The organism is Myxococcus sp. MISCRS1, assembly GCF_026626605.1.
Classification (GTDB): domain Bacteria; phylum Myxococcota; class Myxococcia; order Myxococcales; family Myxococcaceae; genus Myxococcus; species Myxococcus fulvus.
Genome location: NZ_JAPNKB010000001.1, coordinates 4,729,410 through 4,750,352, shown reverse-complemented (window position 1 = coordinate 4,750,352; position 20,943 = coordinate 4,729,410). Strand labels below are relative to the sequence as shown.

The following is a 20,943-nucleotide window of genomic DNA, read 5'->3' as shown; positions in this document are numbered from 1 at the left end:
TCCCATCGGAGGGACACGTCGAGCGCCCCGCCGCGCCATGCCTCCAGCGTAGGAATCCCCCCTCCGCGAAGCGCAGACCCCTCGCCCTCGAGTGTCCTCTCGTGGAAGGCACGACCGTCGTCAGGCATCGAGTGTCCGAGACACCCCACGCCATCCGTCAGACAACGAGCCGCCGCTACGCCGCGCGCCCGGACCGACGGGCCACCCACGCGGTGACGAAGTCCGCGAGGCCGCCGAGCTGCCGGTCATTCAACGTGCACTGCCACCGGGCCTTCCTCAGCGCGCGGTACGCATCCGGCGCCTCCCAGCCCTTCGCCACCATCACCGCCAATCCCATCAGCGGCCCACGCCCGACACCGTGCTCGCAGTGCGCATACAGGTGCCCGCCCTTCTCCAGCCGGGGCAGCGCCCACTCCACGCCCTGCACCAACTGCTCCACCGTCGGCGGATACCGGTCCGTCACCGGCAGGTTGAGCAGCTCGATGCCCAGCGCCGCCAGCGCCTTCGCGTCGTCCACCCGCTCCGCGCGCAAATCAATCACCGCCGTGATTCCGCGCGCCTTGAGCTCCGCGTACCGAGACGGCGACACCGAGCCGCCCACGTGCAGCCACTCGTTCACCTGCGACACGTTGAGGCCCTGGCCCGGCAGCTTCGTGGTCCACTCCACGCAGCGCGCCACCGAGCGCAGCACCTGCTTGCGCACCCAGCCTCGAACCCCCGGCACGTGATGCACGTCCCGCAACAACGACACGCTCACAAATCACCCTCGAGCGTCACTTCCATCAGCCCCGCCACCGGCGTCTTCCCCGAGCGCTCCAGCACCGCCCGGTGCAGGTACGTCACCGGCGAGCCCACCACCGGCTTGATGAGCCCACCCAGCATGCCCAGCTCCTCCACGGGCGCGCTGCGCTGCAGGAGCGACGTGGACTTCAGCACCATGGCCTTCGCGCCATCGCCGCCGAACACGTCCACCGTCCAAACGCTGCGCTCCTTCGCGCCCTCGCGGCTGAGCGTGAACGACTCCATCGCGTTCGGCGCGCCACCCTCCGTCCACGAGTACACCGGACCGAACTCACCGTCCTGTCCCTCGCGCGCCAGCAGCACCATCCGCTCGCCACCGTCGCGCAGCGCCCGGAAGCGCACCCACCGCCGCGCCAGCTTCCCCGGGGGAATCGTCGAGCGCGTGTGGTCCGCGTACCCGCCACCCGACAGCGTCACCGCCGCGCCCTTGGGCTGCTGCACCGTCGCCTTCAGCGGGCTGAACGCCAGCGTCACCTCGTGACGGTAGCGCGCGCTGCCCACCTCCACCTCGGAGCCCTCCGGCGAGCGCGGCTCCACCTGCGCCGCGTACTCCAGCACCACCCGCCCGCCCTCCAGCCCCGCCTCCACCTTCGTCACCCCGTCCGCGGAGCGCGCCGAGCACGCTCCCACGCGAAAGGTGCTGGTGGCCGCGTCATAGCTCCACTCCTTCGCGCCCACCTTCTTCTGCGGCGTCCACGCGCGCTGCCCCGGCTTGAGCACCGTCGCCCGGCAGATGCCCGTGCGCGAGCCCGGGCCGATGTTCGTCACCTGCAACTGCACCAGCACGAAGGTGCCGTCCTCCAGGTCCCCGATGAAGGTGAAGCTCTCCCCGTAGTTGTCGCTCGGGGAGAGCGTGGGCTCCAGCGCCGCGCCCGCCGCCGCCACGGTGGGCAGCAGCAGCGTCAGCAGGAGTCCCAGGACCTGGGACCGTCCCTCACGCCGCATGGGGGCGCTGCTCCATGAGCGCGTCCGACGAGTTCGTGTCGTTGAAGACGTAGTCGCGCTGCAGCGGCAGGTTCCACGCGAAGTACACCACGCCGCGCACCAGCCACCAGCCCAGCGTGTACGCCAGCTGCGGATGCAACGTGAGCAGCGCCACGCCGCCCGCGTTGAGCAGCGCGCTCGTCCCGCTCACCACCGCGTAGCGCATCATCTGCCGGCCCACCGCGGCCGTGCTGCGGAAGGTGAGCACCCGGTTGATGGAGTAGTTCACCACCGCGCCCAGCAGCGCGCCCAGCACCGTCGCCCACGCGGGCAGCAGGCCCATCCACTCCACCAGCGCCAGCACCACCGCGAAGTCCGCCACCGTCGCGATGGCGCCCGCCGCCGCGTTCAGGCTCACAATCGCCTTCTCCGAGCGCGCCTCCTGGCGCTTCGGCGCCAGCGCCTTCACGAGGTTCCTGAACCGGGAGATGGCCGTCAGGTTGCTCATGATGGCGACGAAGACCAGGCCCACCACCGCCATCCAGTGCATGGGGTGCTTCTCCTCGGGCCAGAACACCGCCTCAAGGATGGGCGACAGCGCCGTGCCCGCGCCCAGGAACAGCACGCGCTCCAGCCGCTGCATCGCGCCGTCGCGCACGTTGACGCCCAGGCCCTCGCCCTTGGCGCGCACGTACGGCACCAGCGACGAGCCGAGCAGCGCGCCCAGCGCGGGCAGGAGCACCCACGTGTCCCGGTAGTACCAGGCCAGGCCCATCAACATCGCCGAGTCCACGTACCGGTCCAGCACCGAGTCCAGCGCCGCGCCCGCGGGGTTGGCCTCCTTGCGCGTGCGGGCGATTCTCCCGTCCATCACGTCCAGGATGCCCGCCGCCAGGAACAGCCAGCCACCGAGCGCGAAGCGCCCCGCCGCCACCGCCACGCCCGAGGAGATGCCCAGCAGGCCCGACAGCATCGACAGCGCGTTGGCCGGCAGCCCCGAGCGCAGGATGACGGCCCACAGCGGCTGGATGACCCAGAAGAAGTAGTGGCGCAGGAAATAGCCCACGAAGCCCGCATTGCCCCGCTTGAGCGTCTCCTCGTCGCGCGGCACGCCCTTGAAGGCGACGCGGATGCAGAAGATGAGCAGGCCGCCCAGGAAGTACACACAGGCGAGGATGGCGGGGCCCAGCGCGGTCCAGATGCGGGCCGACGGAGACAGGTTTCCGGTCAACCAGGCAACCAGGTTCTCAAGCACGGGTGTCCCCTCCAGGTGTCAGCGGCATCGAAACAGTCATGGGCGCGCTCTTGCGAGAGAACGCGAGCTCCACCGCCAGGAAGGCCGCGAGCGCGAAGGCGAGGCCCGCGAGCACGTCCAGGACATAGTGGTGCGTCAGATAGATGGCGGAGAATGCGACGAGCAGGGCGAACGCCCCGGTGCCCACCCGCCACTTCCACCCATCCCTCCACACGAACAGCATCACCATGAAGGGGTAGGCTGCGTGCAGCGAGGGCATGGCTCCGAACACGTTGGGATTGCGCGCGTAGAAGCCGGCGAAGTAGTTGATGCCCAACAGGGCATCGAAGCGCGCCGTGCCCGCGGGGCTGGGCAGGGCGGCCAGGTTGGCGGGACCCGGGCCGTAATCCAGGATGTACCAGGGCGGCGCGGCCGGATAGAGCAGGTAGGTGACCACGCCCAGGGCGTTCACCACCAGGAAGGCCCAGCACAGCTTCTCGAAGCGCGCGTCCTTCTTCACGAAGAAGAAGATGGCCATCAGGAAGACTTCGTAAAGGTAGGCCGCGTAGGCGAAGCCGCACAGCAGGTCCAGCACGACGTTCGAGCGCGTGCTCCACCACTGGGGCCAGTTGACACCGCCGGGGGCGGGGAACCACTGCGTCTCCCACACCCACAAGTCACCTGTATGGATGGGGCCGCGCAGGAACAGCCAGAGCCCCTGGCTGTCCAGCAGCATGCCGGTCAGCCACAGCGGGAACCCACCGAAGAGGAAGCGGCGCGTGCGGGGGCCCGCCCAGGCCACCCCCAACAGCGCCGCGTCCGCCGCGACGTGGTCCCACCGGAGCCGACCGGTGGCCGTCACCAGCATCAAATGGCCCATCGCCAACAGGGTGACGAGCCAGATGAACGCCGGAGTCTTAGCGAGCGAGCGGGAGGTCATCCCCGTAGTAGTCGAGTCCGAGGTGGGTGATGGGCTCCTCACCGGCCACGACGCGCAGCGTGTTCTTCAGCTTGGTGAGCTGGATGAACAGGTCGTGCTCGACGGGCAGGCCCGGCTGCGCCATGGGGCTCTTGAAGTAGAAGGACATCCACTCCTGGATGCCCCGCCACTCCAGCCGCTTGGCCAGGTCCAGGAACAGCGCGATGTCCAGCACGAGCGGCGCCGCCAGGATGGAGTCGCGGCAGAGGAAGTTGACCTTGATCTGCATCGGATAGCCGAGCCACCCGATGATGTCGATGTTGTCCCAACCCTCCTTCGCGTCGCCGCGGGGCGGGTAGTAGTGGATGGACACCTTGTGCGAGTACTTGCTGTACAGCTCGGGGTAGAGCTCCGGCTGCAGGATGGTGTCCAGCACGCTCGACTTCGTCACTTCCTTGGCCTTGAAGGCCGCGGGGTCGTCGAGCACCTCGCCGTCGCGGTTGCCGAGGATGTTGGTGGAGAACCAGCCCTCGAGGCCGAGCATGCGGGCCTTGAGCGCGGGGGCGATGACCGTCTTCATCATCGTCTGGCCGCTCTTGAGGTCGCGGCCCGCGATGGGGACGCCCGCCTGCTTCGCCAGCTCCTGCAGCGCCGGCGTGTCCACGCTGGCGTTGGGCGTGGCGTTGGCGAAGGGCACGCCCTCCTTGATGGCCGCGTAGGTGTAGAGCGCGGTGGGGTTGATGTCCGGGCTGTTCTCGTCGAGCGCCTTCTCGAAGGCGGCCAGCGTCTTGAACGCCTCGGGCAGCGGACGGAAGGTCTCCACGCTGCTGCACACCACCATCACCGCGCGGGTGGCGCCGAGCTCCTTGATGAAGTCCCGGATGTCCTGGCGCAGCGCCTCGACGCTCTCGCGATGCGTCTTGGTGGACTTGGTGTGGTTGGCCTCGATGCGGCGGACGAACTCGGGGTCGTGCACGCCCTTCTTCGGCTTGATGCCCTGCAGGAACGGCTTGACCTGCTCCAGGTGCTTGTCGTGCAGCACGCCGGAGCGCACCGCCACCTGGTACGCGTCCTCGCTGATGATGTCCCACGCGCCGAAGACCACGTCACCCAGGCCCGCCAGCGGCACCAGCTCGCCCAGCTTCACGGTCCGTCCGTCCGTGCGCTTGCCCAGTCGCGCCGTGCCCATCTGCGTCAACGAGCCGATGGGCGCGCCCTTGCCCTGCCGCGCCAGCTCCACGCCCGCCATCAGCGTCGTGGACACCGCGCCCAGCCCGGGCACCAGCACCGCCAGCCTGCCCTCGGGCTTCGTGACCGACTTCTTGTTCTCCATCGTGGGGTTCCTTAAGGGGGGCGGGGGGCCGCCCTGTGGTGAGTCTTCTCGGACTTGCCGCTGCGCACCGACTGGATGCCGTGGGGTTTGCGGAAAATCTCGGATGCGGATGGTTGATACGCTAAAGCGTTCGTGACTTCAACGTGATGTGGGGCAGGCTGGTTACCACGGTGTGGCGCGGACTGATGGATCAGCGCAGGCCCAGGTACAAGCCGCCGCGAACGCGCCTGTCAGAGAAACACCACGTCGTGAGAAAAATGACACCTACCTGACCTTCCATGGGCGTGGAGGGTAGGTCCGGGGTCGCTAGGACCCGGGGTGAACTGACAGGGTGAGTGTCGAGGGGTGGGGGAAGCCTTCGAGGGGTGTGGGACGGCCCGCGAGCCAACAGTCGGCTGCGGGCCTGTCATGGCGCCCATGTCGCCGTGGCGCAACCCCAAGTGTCAATGGGAGCGCGGGTCGCCCAGCACCAGGGACTGGTGGTCGCCCGGGGCGTAGCTCTTGCCCGTGAGCGCGGCCTTCACCATGCCGACCAGCTGCACCATGCGGCTGGAGGGGGTGTCCCAGTACTCGGCGCGCTCGACGCGCACGCACAGGAGCGCGAGCTCGGGATCATCCATGCCGTCGGGGAACCAGGCCTTGAGCGCGGGGCTCCACAGCTCGCGAACTTTGCGTGGGTCCTTCACCAGCCGGCAGCGGCCGCTGACGGAGACGTAGCGCTCGCGCGCGGGGTCGGAGAAGGAGACGTTGACGTGGTGGTCCTGCTCCACCTCGTCCACCTTGTGCGAGTGCTCGCGGGTGAAGAACCAGAGCTCTCCGTCGAAGTCATGGTCCTGGGTCCACATGGGACGGCTGTGCAGGCTCCCGTCGGCATCCACCGTGGTCATCATGGCGACCTTGATGCCGTGGATGAGCTGCCCCAGGTGTTCGACGGCGCCTCGCGTGCCCTGCTCCTGCTTCTTGCTCATGGCTGCCTCCTGACCTTGAAAACTAGGCAGTGTCCGGAGGCCGGGGCGGGTGGGGCCGGCTGGATGGCGCCAGGGCAGGCGGGCGGTGTGGTAGTGGGCGTGGAGAGCCCTCACGGTGGCGGGGTGGTTGCCGTGTCCGGGGATGGAAAGCGAGTGCGACGATGCTGAAGACCGCGTGGAACGAGTGGTGCCTCAAGGCGCTGCAGATTGAGACGGCGCTGCTGGCGCTGGAGGAGATCGAGCTGCCCGAGGAGATGCACGGGCTGCAGGACGCGGCGGAGGAGAAGCTCCTGGAGCTGGGGCGGGCGTGGAAGGAGCGGCAGCCGGCGAAGGACGGGCGTCGGTGGGAGAAGCAGACCCTGGACAAGGGCACGCCGAGCGACGCGGAGCTGGAGGAGATGGTCCGCGAGTTCCGCGAGGACGGCAAGCCGTGGACGCTCCTGCGCGCGACCAGCGACAAGCAGGAGGTGGTGGAGACGGTGGTGTCGGACGGCCGCGCGTGCATGGTGGCCGGCGGCTCGTACTACCTGGGGCAGTGGGACTCGAAGGACGAGGTGCTGGAGGTCGGCCGCGATGACGACGCGGGCGAGCCGGGCACCGGCGTGGTGCTCGCCGCCACCGGTGAGGTGCAGTACACGCCGGACCCGGAGCTGTAGCTCAAGTGTCCAGCACGCGGGTCATGCGCTCGCGTGTCTTCGCGTCGGGCATGCGTCCGAAGCCCGCGCGCACGTTGTCGGCCACGTGTCTGGGATTGCTCGTGGCGGGCAGCGGGCAGTTCACCGCGGGGTGGCCGAGGATGAACTTCAGGAAGAACTGCGCCCAGCTGTCGCAGTCGAACTCCTGGGCCCACTCCGGCAGCGCGCGGCCCTTCACGCGGCTGAACAGGTCGCCGGTGGCGAAGGGCTGCATGACGAGCACCGCCACGCCATTCGCGGCGGCGGCGGGCAAGAGCCGCTTCTCCGCCTCGCGGTCCGTGAGCGAGTAGGGCAGCTGGATGAAGTCCAGCGTCTCCTCCTTCAACAGGCGCTCCAGCTCCGGGAAGGCGCTCTTCTGGTAGTGGGTGATGCCCACGTAGCGCACGCGCCCCTTCGCCTTCCACTCGCGCAGCACGGGCAGGTGGGTGCGCCAGTCGACGAGGTTGTGGACCTGGAGCAGGTCCATGCGTCCGCGCCCCATGTCGCGCACGGACGTCTCCAGCTGCTCGAGCCCCGCCTCCTTGCCGGTGGTCCACACCTTGGTCGCGAGGAAGGGCTTGGGTGCGTCCGGCAGCTGGGCGAGCACGTCGCCCACCACGCGCTCGGCGCGGCCGTACATGGGGGACGAGTCGATGAGGCGCGCGCCCGAGTCGAGGAAGCGTTGCAGCACGTCCTTCAAGGGGGCGCGCTCGGCGGGGGAGGCGCCCACGTCGAAGGTCTGCCAGGTGCCGAGGCCGATGACGGGCAGCGCCTCGCCGGACTTGGGGATGGGGCGGGTGAGCATGGTGGGCTTGGGGACAGGCTGGGCGGCGTGGGTGAGCGGGGACAGCAGCGCGGCGCTGAGTCCCGCGACGAGCACGTCCCGACGCGAGGGTGGGGAGGGGGGCTGGGACATGGCGGGACTCTAACGGGTGACAGTATTTCGTGGGACCGGTGTTCCGTTGCGCGAGGGGGGCGTCACAGCCTCCCGCGAAGCAACCGTGGCTCGTGTGCCCGCGTGAAGGTGGGCCGAGCCCCTCTGGGAAACAACTCAGGAAGGTCCAGCGATGAAGCGCAAGGTCTCGGTGTGTGCGGGCGTCATGGCGGCAATGGTGGCGATGGCCGCGGGGGCCGAGGAGGCGAAGGCGGGCGACCAGGCGCCCGTGGCCTCGGCGGGAGGGGAGGGGTTGGTGGAGGGGCCTGGCGCGGAGCGGGTGATGGCCCCGCCTCCGCTGGTGGAGGCGACGACGGTGGCGGGGAGCTCGGCGCCGGTTGCTGACGCGCCCACGGAGGTGGAGGCCAAGGCCGCCTCGGAGGCTTCGCAGGAGGCGGAGGTCCACGTGCCCTTCAGCTTCACCGTCGTCCCGGGGCTGAGCACGTCGGGCTTCAGCCAGAAGAACCAGGTGCACGACGTGTCCATCGGCCTGCTCGCCACGCACGCCAAGCGGGTGCGGGTGATGGGGCTGGCCTTGGGCGGCAACTGGGTGACGCATGGCGCGAGCGGCGTGCTCGCCTCGGTGGGCGTCAACGTGTCGGGCGGACCGGTCAGCGGCACGCTGCTGACGGTGGGGGGCAACGTGGTGGGGGCGGACACGGAGGGGCTGCTCGCCGGCGTGGGCGCGAACATCGTGCGCGGCACGATGAAGGGCACGCAGCTCACGGTGGGCGCCAACGTGGCGACGCAGGCGCTGGACGGCGCGCAGCTGGGCGTGGGCGCCAACGTGGCGGGCGCCAACGTGGTGGGCGCGCAGCTCTCGGTGGGCGGCAACCTGGCGGGGGGCACGCTCAATGGCTTGCAGATGGCGGTGGGCGCGAACGTGGCGCGCGGCGTGTCTCGCGGCGTGCAGATGGCGGCGGGCGTCAACGTGGCCTCGGAGCTGACGGGCCTGCAGATGTCGTCGGGCGTCAGCTACGCGAGCAGGCTGGCCGGCGCGCAGGTGTCCATCATCAACGTGGGCGGCGACGTGGACGGCGCGCAGGTGGGCCTGGTGAACGTGGCGCGCCACATGGACGGCGCGCAGGTGGGGCTGCTCAACTTCGCGGGTGAGACGGAGGGCGAGTCGGTGGGCCTGTTGAGCTTCGTCGGCAACGGCCAGGCGCACGTGCAGGTGTGGGCCAGCGACGTGGCGCTGACCAACGTGGGCGTGAAGCTGGGCGGACGTCACCTGTACACGCTGTTCACCGTGGGCCTGAACCCGCCGATGGGCGGAGAGCGGCGGCGCTACACGCTGGGCGCGGGCGTGGGCGGGCACATCCCCGCGGGGCGGTTCTTCTTCGACGTGGACCTGCTCGGCTCCAGCGTGCACGCGAACCGGCTGTTCGACTTCGACGACGACACGAACCACGTGCTCGGGCAGCTGCGGGTGATGGCGGGCTGGCAGCTGTCCAAGCGCTTCGCGGTGTTCGGCGGCGTCAGCGCCAACACGCTCGTCACCTGGAACGGGAGCGACCCGTGGAAGGACCTGGGCATCGGTCCGGAGTGGCGGGAGGTCTCCGACAGCGGGCGCACCATCGTGCGCACCTGGCCGGGCATCCTCGCGGGCGTGCAGATTTGAGCGGGAGGGGCGGGTGCTTCCCGACGTGGAGGGCCCGCCCCATGTTCCCCTCGGACGCGCTCACCTGGGGTGGGCAGTCCGGGGGGCGGGCCCATGGAAGGCACCATGCGCGTGATGGCGCTGCACGCGCCGGGACAGCCGCTGCGCGAGGAGCGCTGGCCCATCCCCCAGCCGGGGCCGCAGGAGGTGCTGTTGCGCGTGAGGGCCTGCGCGGTGTGTCGCACGGACCTGCACCTGGTGGACGGTGAGCTGCCCCGCCCCAAGCTGCCGGTGGTTCCCGGCCACGAAATCGTGGCGAGCGTGGTGGAGGTGGGCTCCGAGGTGCTGGGGCTGGAGCCGGGCACGCGCGTGGGGGTCCCCTGGCTCGGCTGGACGTGTGGCCAGTGCCGCTTCTGCGTCTCCGGGCGCGAGAACCTCTGCGACTTCGCCCGCTTCACCGGCTACCAGATGGATGGCGGCTACGCGGAGTACACGCTGGCGCATCACGCGTTCTGCTTCCCGCTGCCGCCAGGGCTCGATGACGTGCACGCGGCGCCGCTGATGTGCGCGGGGCTCATCGGCTATCGGAGCCTGCGGATGGCGGGCGCGGGCGCGCGGCTGGGGATGTATGGCTTTGGCGCCGCGGCGCACCTGCTCATCCAGGTGGCGCGTCACCAGGGGCGGCGGGTGTTCGCCTTCACGCGTCCGGGTGACGAGGCGGGGCAGGCCTTCGCCCGGGAGCTGGGGGCCGAGTGGGCGGGAGGCTCGGAGGTCATTCCCCCCGAGCCGCTGGACGCGGCCATCCTCTTCGCGCCCTCGGGGAGCCTGGTGCCGGCCGCGCTGCGCGCCGTGGACAAGGGCGGCGTGGTGGTGTGCGGCGGCATCCACATGAGCGACATCCCCACGTTCCCCTATGCGTGGCTCTGGGAGGAGCGCGTGGTGCGCTCGGTGGCCAACCTGACGCGGGCGGACGCGGTGGAGTTCCTGTCGCTGGCCCCCCGCGTGCCGGTGCACACGCGGGTGCAGGTGTTCCCCCTGGCGGCGGCGAACGAGGCGCTCCTCGCGCTGCGCGAGGGACGGGTCCACGGCGCGGCCGTGCTGGAGGTTCGCGGGTAGGTGGGGCCATCCGCCCCGCAGGCTCTGCGCGCTGTCCCATTCCTCCGCAAAGCCTGCGGCCCGTGCCGCGCGAACCCCTGACATTCCGCGGGGTTGGTGCTGGCAGGGGGGATGCAATGAGAAGGGGTGCAACCCGAGCCCCGCACGAGCGGGGACAGCACCCGAGGTCGACGATGAAGCGAGCGTTGCAGATCACCTACCGGGGCATGGCGACGAGCGAGGCACTGAACGAGCACATCCGCGACCACGCGGAGAAGCTGGAGCAGTTCTTCGACGGCATCGTCGGATGCCATGTGGTGGTGGATGAGCCGCATCGACACAAGCACCAGGGAAACCACTTCCGGGTGCGTGTGGACCTGCATGTGCCCGGCAAGGACCTGGTCGCCGCCAGGGACCCCGACGAGCATGCCGCGCACGAGGACCCGTACCAGGCCGTGACGGACGCGTTCGAGGCCGTGCGCCGACAGCTCCAGCACTACACCGGAGCGCTGCACGCGCATCACCGCCACGGTTGAGCGCGGTGTGGGTCGGAGAGGGTCCGCGTGAGGGGCCCTCTCCGGGGGCTCATGCCGCCGCGCGCACCATGCCCAGCACCACCACGAAGTGCAGGGCCGCGGCGACGAGCGTCAGCGCGTGGAACACCTCGTGGTAGCCGAAGACGCCAGGCAGGGGGTTGGGGCGCTTGAGGGCATACGCGAGCGCGCCCAGCGTGTACGCTAGGCCGCCGGCGAGGATGAGCAGCGTGGCGCCGAGCCCCACCGCGCGGAAGACGTCGCCGAAGTACGGCATCATCGTCCACCCGACGCCGACGGCCAGCGCCGCCGTCACCCACTTGGGCGCGTTCACCCAGAACATCGACTGGAGGATGCCCAGGAACGCGCCCGTGTAGAGCCACGGCATCAGGCGGTTGCCCACCTCGGGCGGCAGGCCCAGCAGCATCACCGGCGTGTACGTGCCCGCGATGAGCAGGAAGATGGCGGCGTGGTCCGCCCGGCGCATCCAGGTGCGCCCGCGCGGCGACCAGTTCACCCGGTGGTACGTCGCGCTGATGGTGAACAGGGAGACCAGGCTCACCGCGTACGCGCCGGAGGCCACGGCCGTGCGCCACGTGGGCGCCATGGCCACCAGGACGATTCCCGCGCCCACCGCGAACGCCGCCGCCCACTGGTGCAGCACGCCGCGCAGCTTCGGCTTCTCCCCGGCGAGCACCGCCGCGGTCATGGCGCCACCCCGCCGGAAGCGCTACCCATCCAGACGGAAGCATTCATGATGGCGATCCTCTTGGTGCGTCCCTACCGTCGGGTAGGTTCCGGTCGGGTAAGTTACTGGTGAGTAGGTTCGAGGTCAACGTGAAGAAGAAGCAGCGGCTCACGGGCGCCGAGCGCCGGGTCCAGCTGATGGAGATTGGCCGGGAGGTCTTCGCGGCGAAGGGCTATGAGCCCACCTCCATCGAGGAGGTCGCGCAGCGGGCGGGCGTGTCCAAGCCCATCGTCTACGAGCACTTCGGCGCGAAGGAGGGGCTCTACGCGGCCATCATGGAGCGGGAGATGGACGACCTGGTGGCGCGCGTGTCGTCGAGCATCACGGACGGCTCGCCGCGCCGGCGCTTCGAGGGCGCGGTGCTCGCGTTCATGGCCTACGTGAAGGACGAGCCCGCGGGCTTCGCGGTGTTGACGCGGGATTCCCCCCTGGCGACGGCGCGGCGCGGCCTGACGCGCGTCATCGACGACCTGGCCCACCGCGTGGGGGATGTGTTCCGCAGCGAGTTCGAGCGCGCCGGGTATCCATCGAAGGTCGCGCCCATCTACGCCAACGCGCTCGTCGGGATGGTGACGCAGGTGGGGCACTGGTGGGCCGCCGAGGGGAAGTCGTTCTCCACCGAGAGCGTGGCCCGTCACGTGGCGGCGCTCGGCTGGATGGGGCTGCGGCACCTGCCCAAGGCCCCGTCGCTGCCCGCGCGCGAGGAGGGGGTGGACGGCAAGCCCGCGAAGGCGAAGGCCGCGCGAAGTGCTCCGCGCGCGAAGTCCCCGGGGCGTTGAGGAGCGGGCGCCTCCGGGGCGAGACGGCGCGACGCCTCGCCCGCGAGTCGCCAGGGAGATGGCTGGCAACGCGAGATCGCCTCCTCCATCGCTTGGGATGGAGCGCGCGAGGTCGCCTGCCCGACGCGCGCGTTCGACGATGTGGCGCGGGCAGCGCGAGCTCGACCCTTCCATCGCTTGGGACGGAGCGCGCGAGGTCGCCTGCCCGACGCGCGTTCGACGCCGCGGCGCTGGCCCGCAGGGTGCGTTCCCGCGGAGCGCCGAGGCGCTTGCCGCCGTGTGCGGGACGTCCGCCGGATGACGCCTGTCGCCTCCCCCGCGCGGGTGTGGGTGCTCGCCATCTAGCGCTCGTGTGCAGGGGGCCAGTGGGTGGCGAACAGTCCTGCGCATCCGCGGACGCGCGCGTGGACCGCTCGTTATCCTCGGCGTCTGCCCGCCATGAATGCTCCGCGGCTCCAGGTCCTGGTGGTGGATGACGAGGCGCCCGTCCTCGCCACCACCGCCGCCGTGCTCTCCGAGGACTTCGACGTCCAGACCGCGCGCGACGCGTTCGCCGCGCGCCGGCTGCTCGCGCGTCATCCGTTCGACGTCCTCTGCACGGACCTCCACATGCCCGGGCCCAGCGGCATCCAGTTGTTGCGCCAGTCGGTCATCCGGGACCCCTTCCTCGCCGGGGTGCTCGTGACGGGCTCGCGCGAGTACCTCGACTGGCGAGACAGGCTGGACACGCAGGGCCTCTTCTATCTGGTGCTCAAGCCCTATCAGCCCTCGGACCTCATCGGGATGATCCGCCGCGCCGCCGAGTCCGCTCGCCTCAAGCGGGAGATGAGCCAGCTCTCGCTCGGCCTGGCCGAACACAAGTGGGGGCCTCGATGAGCCCTCCCTCCGGTCCGCCGGGGGAAGCTCACGACGAGGCCCCCTCGACACACGGCGCTCGCAGCCGGACCTCGCGCCCTCGTGCCGACATCCCCTCACCCCGGGCCGTTCCCCACGAGTCCGCCACCACCCTGGCGCACGACGCACGGCGCCGTGTGTTCCCAGGGCCGCTGCTTCCAGGGGAGCGAGCAGGCACGCGGGTTTGCAGTCATCACTTCCGGACATTCCTTGGCCTATGATGCGAACGGTCTACGGCCCCGTACCGGAGGAACCGCCCGCGGCCCGGGCCACGAACACCCCATGAAGCCCACGGAGGATGTCAGCGGCCCCACGGTGGCTCTGAAGGAACGCGCCGTCCTGCTGTTCCACGAGCACCTGGGTGCCGTGCGCCGTCGCACGGACCGGCTGTTCGCGGGGTTGATGCTCGCGCAGTGGGCCGTGGGGGTCCTGGTGGCCCTCTTCGTGTCGCCCTATGGCTGGTCCGGCGAGGACCGCGCGCTGCATGCGCACGTGTACGCGGTGCTCTTCCTGGGCGCGGCGCTCACCGTGTTCCCCATCGCGCTGGCGCACTGGCGGCCCGGGGCCACCTCCACCCGGCACGGCGTGGCGCTGGCGCAGGTGCTGTGGTCCTCGCTGCTCATCCACCTGACGGGGGGGCGCATCGAGACACACTTCCACATCTTCGTCTCGCTCGCCTTCCTCTCGCTGTACCGCGACCCGTGGGTGCTGCTCACGGCGACGTGCGCCACCGTGGCGGACCACGTCATCCGGGGCCTGCTCTGGCCGGAGTCGGTGTACGGCCTGCCGAATCCGGAGTGGTGGCGCTTCCTGGAGCACGCGCTGTGGGTGGGCTGCCTGGACCTGGTGCTGCTGCACGCGGGGAGGGTGATGCGGCGGGAGATGCGCGAGGTGGCGGTGCGGCGCGCGGAGCTGGAGCTGGCGCGCGAGCGCGAGGAGGAGAAGTCCGCCGAGCTGGACCGCGCGCTGCGCGAGCTCAGCGGCTTCCAGGAGCACCTCATCCGCGTGGAGAAGCTGGCCGCCGTGGGTCAACTCGCCGCCAGCGTGGGTCACGAGCTCCGCAATCCCCTGGCCGCCGTGCGCAACGCGCACGCCTACCTCTCCCGACGGTTGAGCCGGGATGCGATTGGGGCCGCGGATGACCCACGCGTGCCCCAGTTCCTGGGCGTCATGGAGCGCGAGCTGGGGGCGTGCGCGAAGATCATCTCCGACCTGCTCGACTTCGCGCGCGAGCGTCCCCCCGCGCTGCAGCCGTGTCCTTTACGACCTCTGGTGGACGAGGCCATCGGCGTGGTTCCCTCCCGGGAGGGTGTTCGCATCGTGAACGATGTCCCGGAGTCATTGCCCGTGCCCAGCCTGGACAAGGAACAATTCCGTCAGGTGCTGGTGAATCTGGTGCAGAACGCGGTGGAGGCCATGCCTCAGGGAAGGACGGGACAGGTTTCAGTGCTGGCGGAAGGTGGAGACGCGGGGCCCTGGGCCATTCGCGTGGTAGATGACGGGACGGGCATCCCACCGGATGTGCTGCCCAAGATTTTCGAACCGCTGTTCACAACCAAGACGCGCGGCACCGGCTTGGGGCTGGCCATTGTGGCCAACATGGTGCAACGTCACGGAGGCACAATCTCTGTGCGAAGCGAAGCCGGCCGGGGTAGTGAATTCCATATTCATCTCCCGGCAACCGCGGCGGCGCAGGCCGCATGATGGAGGACGTGGCTTTGGGCCCCGCTCGCATCCTTTTGGTCGACGACGAGGAGGGGCTGCGCATCACGCTCGCGGCGAACCTGGAGTTGGAGGGCCACACCGTTCTGGAGGCCTCCAACGGCGAGGAAGCGCTGCGCCTGCTGGGTGAACACCCGGTGGACGTGGTGCTCAGCGACATGCGCATGCCGGGCTTGCACGGGGTGGACCTGCTCCGCCGCATCAAACAGGCGCGACCGGACATGCCCGTGGTGTTGATGACGGCCTTCACGGCGGAGGAGCTGGTGGAGGACGCGCTCGCGGAGGGCGCGTTCACCGTGTTGCCCAAGCCCTTCGACGTGGCGCACGCGCTGGACACCATCCTGCGTGCGGCGCGGGCGCCGCAGGTGTTGGTGGTGGACGACACGGAGCCGGTGGCGCGCGCCATGGTGCGTGCGCTGAGCACCGTGGGGCTGCGCGCGCGGGCCGTGTACAGCGGCGAGGAAGCGCTGACGTGGCTGCGCTCGGGCGACTTCGACGTGTGCGTGCTGGATCTGGTGATGCCGGAGATGAGCGGGCCGGAGCTGGTGGCCAAGGTGAAGGCGGCGGACCTGTCGGTGGCGGTCATCGCCATGTCGGGCCACGTGGTGCCGGAGCTGCTCCGGAAGGTGGCGGCACAGGGGGCGGTGGTGTGCATGACCAAGCCCGTGCCGCTGCGGGAGCTGGTGCAAGCGATTGCCCGGGTGAGGGGTCAGCCGAGGGCGCAGGGGCCCGCGGGGACCCAGGGCGCGAGGAATTGACGGATGGGCGCGCGCGCAGACCTCCAGGCTCGGGAGCGGGCCGCGGTGGCGGACGTCGTGGCCTCCACGTTGCGGCATGACCTGCGCAACAAGCTGGCCAGCGTCCGCAATGCCTCGTTCTACCTGATGCGGAAGATGCAGAAGACGGACGCCTGGGGCGCGGATGCCCGGGTGGAGGCCTTCTTCCAGCTCATCGACAAGGAGCTGGCGGCCGCGGAGGAGGTGCTCACGCGCCGCGCGCCGGTGTCGAGCAGTGACCGGCCGCTGTGTCACGCCAGCGAGGCCGCCGAGCGCGGGCTCGCGGAGGCGCGGGTGCCCGAGCACGTGCGGGTGGTGCGCGAGCTCAAGGCGCGCGACACGGTGCCGCTGGACGTGGAGGACCTGGCGCTGCTGGTGCGCTGTCTGGTGGACAACGCCGTGGAGGCGATGCCGCGCGGCGGAATGCTCACGCTGCGGACCTGGGACGTTGAGGAGGGTGAGGGCGGCGTGGGGATTCGCGTGGAGGACTCGGGAGAGGGGCTGACGGCGGAGGCGTATTCGCGTGCCTTCGAACCTTTCTATTCCACGCGCCCGGGACACGCGGGGCTGGGGTTGAACATCGTGCAGCGGTTGGTGCTGCGCCAGGGTGGGAAGGTGACGCTGGATGGGGGGCCCTCCGGGGGGACCCACGTCGAGGTCATCTTTCCCCATCGCCCGGAGGCGCGCGGCCGGACGCGGCTGGGGCAGGAAGAGATACGGGGGAGCAAGTGATGGAGACGAGTTGGACCTTCGGGCGATGCCTGCTGCTGGTGGAAGATGACCCGTCCAACCGGATGACGCTCGCGGCGCTGCTGGAGGAGGCGGGGTTCGCGGTCGTCACGGCGGGCTCCTATTCGGAAGCGGAGCGGTGGCTCAACCAGCCGCGGCCCATCGACGCGGTGCTGCTGGACCAGAGCCTGGGGGACGGCTTCGGGACGGGGCTGATTCCGCTGGTGCGTCACCACATGCCGGGCGCGAAGGTGGTGTTCGTCACCGGAGCGGACAGTCCCATCGACATGCCGGTGGACGCGGTGTTCCGCAAGGGCGACCACTTCGACAACCTGCTGGCCTTCCTCTTCAAGCTGTTGCCGCAGCGGCCGCTGGGGATGTCGTCGTCCTCGGGCCCGCGTCGTCCGTGACGCGGGAGTCGCCGGCCTCCGGGCGGGCTGCCTCGGCGTCAGGGTGCTCCGCCGTGTGACAGGGTGTGAGCGCCCCGCTGGGGTGTGATGTCGGTGTGCAGGCGTGGCACGTCGCCGTGTTCGTGCGCGAGCGGTGATACAGCGGACAGCGAGCGCGTGCCCGGGCGGTGAAGCGTCATGCGTCGGACAGACGCGCTGGCGTGCGCCGGACCCATCCCTACGTTGCGAGCCCTGGCGCGAGACGGGTCGCGCGGTCGAGGGGAGGGGTGTGTGGGCGAGCTTCTGACTGGAAGCGAGGAACGGTTCCGCGCGCGGGACCTGGGTGCTCCGGAGACGGAGGGCCTGGGGCCCGGGGATGCGAACGACGCGCTGAACGTGATGGAGGCGCTGGAGGGAGACCTCGACGCGTACCTGGACCGTGAGCTCACGGTGGGTGAGCTGGCGGATGCGCCGTCGTCGCGCGAGGTGACGGAGGGCATGCGCGCGCTGCTGGAGCTGGCCGAGGAGGAGACGCGGTGGCTGGCGGGCCTGCCCGCGCCCTCGTGCGCCGATGAGGCGTCGGACGGGGTGGCCACGCCGGAGTCGGTGCCCGTGGTGCTCCCCGAGTGGATGCGCGCGAACCCCCAGGTGCCCGTCGCGGACCCGGTGCGGATGGCGTGGTCGTACTCGAAGGAGGCGCCGCGAGCCGTGCGCGCGACGGGGACTTCGGAGGCTCCGCTCAATCTGCAGGAGCGACCATGGGGGATTCCCCTGGTGCCGCCCTCCGCGCTGGAGGGGAGTGGCGCCGAGGGCGCGCGCACTGACTGGGATGGCGCCATCGCGCCGGGGATGTCGAACCCGTGGAGCGCGACGAGTGGTGCCGTGGCGCACGGGCGTGGCGCGCAGGCGTCGCGTCGGAGCCGTGATGTGGTCTCGGGCGTCCTGCTCGGTGTCGCGGGCGTGGGCGTCGTCGCGGCGGGGATGCTCGTGGTCGCGAGCGTTCGCATCTGGGAGCAGGGCTCGAGCGCGTCGGTTCCGTACGAGCGCGCGGGCGCGATGGGGAGCGTCGCTGGCGCGTCCGTGAACACGGCGGGTTCACCGATGCACGCGTCGGGTGCATACGCCGGGGGCGCCTCGGGTACGTCCGTGAACGTGGAGGGCTCGCAGGTGGGGAGCCTCACGGGTGTCTCGACGCAGGCCTCGGGCTCGTACGTCGGCGGCGCTGCGGGTGTGTCACCGAACGCGGCGGGTTCGCAGGTGGGGAGCCTCCCAAGTGTCTCGACGCAGGCCTCGGGCTCGTACGTCGGAGGCCCTGCGGGTACGTCACCGAGCGTGGCGGGTGCGCAGGTGGGAGTCCTCGCGGGCGCATCGATGCTCGCTTCGGGTTCGTATGTCGGGAGCGCTGCGGGTGTGTCACCGAACGCGGCGGGTTCGCAGGTGGGGGAGGTGATCCCCGGTGTGTCCACCTGGACGGGCATCGGCTCGACGGGCCCCATCGGTGTCCTGCGTCCCGTGCCCTCGGAGGCGTGGTCCCTCGGCGGTGTCCCGGGCGTCTCCGCCGGTGCTGCCCTGCCGGGTCTCGCGAGCGTCGGCACGCCGGGCGCGAGCGTGGGCACGAACGCACGTCCCACGTCGAGCACGGGCCCCAGCAACGCGGACCTCATGGCCCACCGTGACACGCAGGCGGTGAAGAACGGCGAGCGTCGCTCCCGCGTGGAGCCCCCCGCGCCCGTGCCCACCGCGAAGCCCGCGGCCCCTGCGGTCGCCGCCGTGGCGACCGCCGCCGTGCAGGAGATGACCTTCGACGAGCCCGACACCGGCAACGACGCCGCTAGCGCGCCCGCCGACACCGGGGACGACTCGGACGCCGCCAACGAGCCGGAGTCCGAGCTGGACGAGGAGTTCGCGCGCGAGCTGGGCTTCACGGAGGAGGCCGACGCCCAGGCCGAGGAGGCCACCGCGCCGACCCGCACGGTGTACGTGCCTCCGGCGCTCGAGGCGAAGCAGCACCTGACGCCGGAGGACGTGAAGCAGGTGGTGCTGGCGAATCAGCCCGCCATCACCGCGTGTCTGCGCCAGCACGCGGCGGACACCTCGGCCGAGAAGAGCGGCCGCTTCGTGATGCGCTGGTCCGTGCAGCCCGGCGGCGAGACGACGAACGTCGCCATGGACACGCAGGCCCTGCGCGCCACGCCGCTCGCCGGCTGCATCGAGGGCGTGGTGCGCACCTGGAAGTTCCCCGTGCACGCGGTGCGCATGCAGGAGCCCATCCGCTTCCCGTTCGTCTTCTAGTCCGCGTCGACGAGGGGCGGGGCCGTGCTTCAGGCCTCGCCCGTCTCGTGTCCGAAGACCTCGCCGGGGTTCGGCGCGGTGGGGCCCTCCGGCGCCTTCTTGACCAGCGGCGTGCGCCACCGGCCGGAGAAGTAGTAGGCCATGCTCACGGCCAGCGACACCGCGAAGCTCAGCGCCATCGCCAGCCACACGCCCGTCACGCTGTTCATCCGGTGCGACAGCCAGTACGCCACCGGCACGCGCACCACCCAGAGGCTCACCAGCGAGAACACCGTCGTCACGAACGTGCGCCCCGCGCCGTTGATGATGCCGTTGCTCACGAAGATGAGCGCGAACAGCACGTAGGTCGTCCCGACGATGTGCAGGTAGGAGACGCCCGGCGCGATGACCGCCGGGTCCGAGATGAAGATGCGCAAGAGCGCTTCCGGGAACGACACCGCCACCAGCGAGATGAGCAGGGTGATGCCGCCGCTGAACAGGCAGCCCCACTTGAAGATCTCCTGCACGCGGTCATACCGCCCCGCGCCCAGGTTCTGTCCCGCCAGCGTGGACACGGCCATGCCGAACGTCATCGCCGGCATGAACGCAATCTGGTCGATGCGCGACGCCGCGCCGAAGGCCGCCGTGGCCACCTCGCCGAAGCTGTTGACGATGCCCGTCACGAACACCATGCCGATGGAGACCAGCGACTGCTGCACCGCCGCCGGCACGCCGATGCGCAGCGTCTTCAACGTGGTGGGGCCCAGGTGGCCCAGCCGGGGCATGCGCGGCGCGACGGGCACGTCCTTCTTGCGCAGGTAGATGATGAGCGCGGTGAGCGCGAGCAGCTGCGAGACGACCGTGGCCCACGCCGTGCCGTTCAGCCCCAGCTTGGGCAATCCCATCCAACCGAAAATCAGAATGGGGTCCAGCACCGTGGTCAGCAGCAGCGAGGCCGCCTGGAAGTACAGCGGCGTCTTCGAGTCCCCCACGCCCTGCAGCAGGCTGCGCGTCAGGAACAGGCCGAAGCCCAGCGGCATGGAGAGCAGGAAGATGCGCAGGTAGCTGACCGACTCCGCGTGGATCTCCGGCGGCGTGGCCATCAACGTGAGGATGGTCGGCGCCAGCCACTCGCCCAGCAGCGTGAGCACCAGGCCCAGCGCATAGATGAGCAGCGTGGAGCTGTCCACCACGCGGCGCAGCTCGTCCATCCTCTTGGCGCCGTAGCTCTGCGACACCAGGATGCTCGTCGCCATGGTGAGGCCCATGCCGATGGAGAACAGGACGAAGACGACGGGGAAGCTCACCGTCACCGCCGCCAGCGCCTCGGTGCCCAGGAAACGTCCCACCCAGATGGCGTTGACGAAGCTGTAGGCCGTCTGCAGGAAGCTCCCCACCAGCATGGGGATGGAGAAGGCGACGATGTGACGGGGGATGCTGCCGGTGGTCAGGTCGCGACCGAATGACGGTTTCATGAGCCGAAGCTCTCGTTCAGGGGGTCCATCGAAAGTCCCTCAGGAGCGGCCCTCACCCGAGCATGGGCCATGAAAGGAACTCGCCAGGAGCCTGAGCGGGCCACGCGATTCCAGCGGAGGGTGACGTCGTCTTTCCGGGTCCGGG

At 70.4% G+C, this 20,943-nt stretch carries 20 protein-coding genes; 11 read left to right on the top strand and 9 right to left on the bottom strand.

Annotated features, from left to right (window positions below):
• Positions 1–175: 175 nt before the first annotated feature.
• The 6 genes from OWM54_RS18540 to OWM54_RS18515 form a co-directional block, all read right to left on the bottom strand.
• Complete coding sequence (locus OWM54_RS18540; protein ID WP_267698356.1) at positions 176–757, bottom strand: protein-tyrosine phosphatase family protein; 582 nt, start codon at positions 755–757, stop codon at positions 176–178.
• Positions 754–1,746 (bottom strand): hypothetical protein, encoded by a 993-nt coding sequence (locus tag OWM54_RS18535; protein ID WP_223782268.1) that lies wholly within the window; start codon positions 1,744–1,746, stop codon positions 754–756. Before OWM54_RS18535 ends, OWM54_RS18540 begins: the two co-directional genes overlap by 4 nt.
• A complete protein-coding gene (locus OWM54_RS18530; protein ID WP_223749776.1) occupies positions 1,736–2,980 on the bottom strand; it encodes a GtrA family protein in 1,245 nt (414 codons plus the stop codon). The genes OWM54_RS18535 and OWM54_RS18530 overlap by 11 nt, the downstream gene beginning before the upstream one ends.
• Positions 2,973–3,899 (bottom strand): phosphatase PAP2 family protein, encoded by a 927-nt coding sequence (locus tag OWM54_RS18525; protein ID WP_223749777.1) that lies wholly within the window; start codon positions 3,897–3,899, stop codon positions 2,973–2,975. Before OWM54_RS18525 ends, OWM54_RS18530 begins: the two co-directional genes overlap by 8 nt.
• A complete protein-coding gene (locus OWM54_RS18520) occupies positions 3,877–5,211 on the bottom strand; it encodes an inositol-3-phosphate synthase (RefSeq protein ID WP_141333149.1) in 1,335 nt (444 codons plus the stop codon). Before OWM54_RS18520 ends, OWM54_RS18525 begins: the two co-directional genes overlap by 23 nt.
• Before the next feature lie 443 nt (positions 5,212–5,654).
• On the bottom strand, positions 5,655–6,179 hold the full coding sequence (locus OWM54_RS18515; protein WP_223749778.1) for a pyridoxamine 5'-phosphate oxidase family protein: 525 nt from the start codon (positions 6,177–6,179) through the stop codon (positions 5,655–5,657).
• Positions 6,180–6,340: 161 nt separating this feature from the next.
• On the opposite strand from OWM54_RS18515, the gene OWM54_RS18510 reads away from it, so the two are divergent.
• The gene (locus tag OWM54_RS18510; RefSeq protein ID WP_267698355.1) at positions 6,341–6,835 is read left to right on the top strand and encodes a hypothetical protein; all 495 of its coding nucleotides are present in this window, start codon (positions 6,341–6,343) and stop codon (positions 6,833–6,835) included.
• A 1-nt stretch (position 6,836) separates the two neighbouring features.
• On the opposite strand, the gene OWM54_RS18505 is transcribed toward OWM54_RS18510, so the two are convergent.
• Entirely contained in the window at positions 6,837–7,769 is a 933-nt protein-coding gene (locus OWM54_RS18505; RefSeq protein ID WP_267698354.1) for an aldo/keto reductase, read from the bottom strand.
• 151 nt (positions 7,770–7,920) lie between these two features.
• On the opposite strand from OWM54_RS18505, the gene OWM54_RS18500 reads away from it, so the two are divergent.
• The 3 genes from OWM54_RS18500 to OWM54_RS18490 all read left to right on the top strand — a co-directional run bounded on the left by OWM54_RS18500 (position 7,921) and on the right by OWM54_RS18490 (position 11,018).
• Positions 7,921–9,408: an LA_2272 family surface repeat-containing protein gene (locus tag OWM54_RS18500; protein WP_223749780.1), complete on the top strand. Its 1,488-nt coding sequence runs from the start codon at positions 7,921–7,923 to the stop codon at positions 9,406–9,408.
• Between the two features lie 93 nt (positions 9,409–9,501).
• Complete coding sequence (locus OWM54_RS18495) at positions 9,502–10,503, top strand: zinc-dependent alcohol dehydrogenase family protein (protein WP_267698353.1); 1,002 nt, start codon at positions 9,502–9,504, stop codon at positions 10,501–10,503.
• Between the two features lie 173 nt (positions 10,504–10,676).
• Positions 10,677–11,018 (top strand): HPF/RaiA family ribosome-associated protein, encoded by a 342-nt coding sequence (locus tag OWM54_RS18490; protein WP_046710649.1) that lies wholly within the window; start codon positions 10,677–10,679, stop codon positions 11,016–11,018.
• A 49-nt stretch (positions 11,019–11,067) separates the two neighbouring features.
• Here the strand turns inward: OWM54_RS18490 and trhA are convergent, their stop codons facing one another.
• Positions 11,068–11,724 carry a PAQR family membrane homeostasis protein TrhA gene (gene trhA, locus OWM54_RS18485; protein ID WP_223749782.1) on the bottom strand — a complete coding sequence of 219 codons (657 nt, stop codon included), beginning with the start codon at positions 11,722–11,724 and terminating at the stop codon, positions 11,068–11,070.
• A 107-nt stretch (positions 11,725–11,831) separates the two neighbouring features.
• On the opposite strand from trhA, the gene OWM54_RS18480 reads away from it, so the two are divergent.
• The 7 genes from OWM54_RS18480 to OWM54_RS18450 all read left to right on the top strand — a co-directional run bounded on the left by OWM54_RS18480 (position 11,832) and on the right by OWM54_RS18450 (position 19,344).
• Entirely contained in the window at positions 11,832–12,542 is a 711-nt protein-coding gene (locus tag OWM54_RS18480; protein WP_223749783.1) for a TetR/AcrR family transcriptional regulator, read from the top strand.
• 438 nt (positions 12,543–12,980) lie between these two features.
• Entirely contained in the window at positions 12,981–13,418 is a 438-nt protein-coding gene (locus OWM54_RS18475; RefSeq protein WP_141331305.1) for a response regulator, read from the top strand.
• A gap of 300 nt (positions 13,419–13,718) precedes the next feature.
• On the top strand, positions 13,719–15,140 hold the full coding sequence (locus OWM54_RS18470; RefSeq protein ID WP_141331303.1) for a sensor histidine kinase: 1,422 nt from the start codon (positions 13,719–13,721) through the stop codon (positions 15,138–15,140).
• Positions 15,140–15,916, top strand: coding sequence for a response regulator (locus OWM54_RS18465; protein ID WP_267701146.1), 777 nt, complete (start codon positions 15,140–15,142; stop codon positions 15,914–15,916). The genes OWM54_RS18470 and OWM54_RS18465 overlap by 1 nt, the downstream gene beginning before the upstream one ends.
• A 3-nt stretch (positions 15,917–15,919) precedes the next feature.
• Complete coding sequence (locus OWM54_RS18460; RefSeq protein WP_267698352.1) at positions 15,920–16,666, top strand: sensor histidine kinase; 747 nt, start codon at positions 15,920–15,922, stop codon at positions 16,664–16,666.
• On the top strand, positions 16,666–17,073 hold the full coding sequence (locus tag OWM54_RS18455) for a response regulator (protein ID WP_046710657.1): 408 nt from the start codon (positions 16,666–16,668) through the stop codon (positions 17,071–17,073). The genes OWM54_RS18460 and OWM54_RS18455 overlap by 1 nt, the downstream gene beginning before the upstream one ends.
• A gap of 270 nt (positions 17,074–17,343) precedes the next feature.
• Positions 17,344–19,344 (top strand): AgmX/PglI C-terminal domain-containing protein, encoded by a 2,001-nt coding sequence (locus tag OWM54_RS18450; protein WP_267698351.1) that lies wholly within the window; start codon positions 17,344–17,346, stop codon positions 19,342–19,344.
• Positions 19,345–19,373: 29 nt separating this feature from the next.
• Here the strand turns inward: OWM54_RS18450 and OWM54_RS18445 are convergent, their stop codons facing one another.
• Entirely contained in the window at positions 19,374–20,798 is a 1,425-nt protein-coding gene (locus OWM54_RS18445; protein WP_267698350.1) for an MATE family efflux transporter, read from the bottom strand.
• Positions 20,799–20,943 lie beyond the last annotated feature (145 nt).